The following is a 2,500-nucleotide window of genomic DNA, read 5'->3' on the forward strand; positions in this document are numbered from 1 at the left end:
TTTTGGCCGATTGTGATGGGTTTTTTGAGAGATTGGGGGCGTTTTTTTTGCGTTTTGCCGGAGGCGCGGCGGTCAAAACGCCGCTTGCCCCGCGCGCCGGTGGCTTGCGGGGTGTGGTCGGTGATGGCTGGGTGAGGGTTTGAAGATTGCAGCTTGGGTTTGGCAGACCTGGCAGCGACCGACTTTCCCGCGTCTTGAGACGAAGTATCATAGGCGCTGGGGCGTTTCACGGCCGAGTTCGGCATGGGATCGGGTGCGGCCGCCCCGCTGTAACCACCAGGTCGGCCAAGCCCAAGCTTGGGTTCGAGAAGGTCCCGTCGGGACGGCCCGTTTTTTCAGGGCTCTGGTCTTGTTTTGCCGCGGCGGCGGGGTTCAGCCCGGCCACTGTGGCGCGAATGATATGTCGGTGATCATCATCGCGACGATGATCATTGACGAATGAGAACGATCAAGCCAATCGAGCGATTAGTACCGGTCAGCTTCACACATTGCTGCGCTTCCACATCCGGCCTATCAACGTGGTGGTCTACCACGGCTCTGATAGGGAGCACTCGTTTTCAGGTGGGTTTCCCGCTTAGATGCCTTCAGCGGTTATCCCGACCGTACATAGCTACCCTGCACTGCGGCTGGCGCCACAACAGGTCCACCAGAGGTACGTCCAACCCGGTCCTCTCGTACTAGGGTCAGATCCTGTCAATACTCCTACACCCACGGCAGATAGGGACCGAACTGTCTCACGACGTTCTGAACCCAGCTCACGTACCGCTTTAATTGGCGAACAGCCAAACCCTTGGGACCTGCTCCAGCCCCAGGATGCGATGAGCCGACATCGAGGTGCCAAACAACCCCGTCGATATGGACTCTTGGGGGTCATCAGCCTGTTATCCCCGGCGTACCTTTTATCCGTTGAGCGATGGCCCTTCCACGCGGGACCACCGGATCACTATGACCGACTTTCGTCTCTGCTCGACTTGTCTGTCTCGCAGTCAGGCGGGCTTATGCCATTGCACTCGACGACCGATTTCCGACCGGTCTGAGCCCACCATCGCGCGCCTCCGTTACTCTTTAGGAGGCGACCGCCCCAGTCAAACTACCCACCATACACTGTCCCGGACCCGGATGACGGGCCGCGGTTAGACATCCATGACGATAAGGGTGGTATTTCAAGGATGGCTCCACCCGAGCTGGCGCCCGAGCTTCAAAGCCTACCACCTATCCTACACATGCCGACACGAATGCCAGTGTAAAGCTATAGTAAAGGTGCACGGGGTCTTTCCGTCTGACCGCAGGAACCCCGCATCTTCACGGGGAATTCAATTTCACTGAGTCTGTGCTGGAGACAGCGGGGAAGTCGTTACGCCATTCGTGCAGGTCGGAACTTACCCGACAAGGAATTTCGCTACCTTAGGACCGTTATAGTTACGGCCGCCGTTTACTGGGGCTTCGATTCAAAGCTTGCACCTCTCCTCTTAACCTTCCAGCACCGGGCAGGCGTCAGACCCTATACGTCGCCTTGCGGCTTCGCAGAGCCCTGTGTTTTTGATAAACAGTCGCTACCCCCTGGTCTGTGCCACCTCACTAAGGTTGCCCTCAATGAGGTCACGCTTCTTCCGAAGTTACGCGTGCAATTTGCCGAGTTCCTTCAGCACAGTTCTCTCAAGCGCCTGGGTATTCTCTACCAGTCCACCTGTGTCGGTTTCGGGTACGGTCTATAAGGCGGAGCTATTTCCTGGAACCGCTTCGCCGCCAAACCAATCCGATCAGGATTGACGACACACGCGATCCGTCACTACCGCCAGGCCCACGAATATTAACGTGGTTCCCATCGACTACGCCTTTCGGCCTCGCCTTAGGGGCCGGCTAACCCTGCTCAGATTAACTTTAAGCAGGAACCCTTGGACTTTCGGCGAGGGAGTCTCTCACTCCCTTTATCGTTACTCATGTCAGCATTCGCACTTCCGATACCTCCAGATGCCCTCACGGGTCATCCTTCACAGGCCTACGGAACGCTCCGCTACCACTCCTCGAAAGGAGTCCACAGCTTCGGTGTATGGCTTGAGCCCCGGTACATTTTCGGCGCAAAGTCTCTTGATTAGACCAGTGAGCTGTTACGCTTTCTTTAAATGATGGCTGCTTCTAAGCCAACATCCTGGTTGTTTTGGAAACTTCACATCCTTTCCCACTTAGCCATAACTTGGGGACCTTAGCTGGTGGTCAGGGTTGTTGCCCTCTCCACGACGGACGTTAGCACCCGCCGTGTGTCTGCCGGATAGTACTTCCAGGTATTCGGAGTTTGGTTAGGATCAGTAAGGCGGTGAGCCCCCATAGCCCATCCAGTGCTCTACCCCCTGGAGTATTCATCCGACGCTCTACCTAAATAGATTTCGCGGAGAACCAGCTATTTCCGAGTTTGATTGGCCTTTCACCCCTAGCCACAAGTCATCCCAATCTATTGCAACAGATGCGGGTTCGGCCCTTCAGTGCGTGTTACCGCACCTTC

General features: G+C 56.3%; 2 rRNA genes (1 of these 2 cut by a window edge). Both read right to left on the bottom strand.

Annotated features, from left to right (window positions below):
- Positions 1–166: 166 nt before the first annotated feature.
- Positions 167–281: ribosomal RNA gene (rrf, locus tag J1C48_RS18540) — 5S ribosomal RNA — on the bottom strand.
- Positions 282–444: 163 nt separating this feature from the next.
- Positions 445–2,500 (bottom strand): 23S ribosomal RNA (locus J1C48_RS18545); it runs 805 nt beyond the window's last position.

The organism is Jiella flava (assembly GCF_017349315.1).
In the GTDB taxonomy this organism is placed as follows: domain Bacteria; phylum Pseudomonadota; class Alphaproteobacteria; order Rhizobiales; family Rhizobiaceae; genus Jiella; species Jiella flava.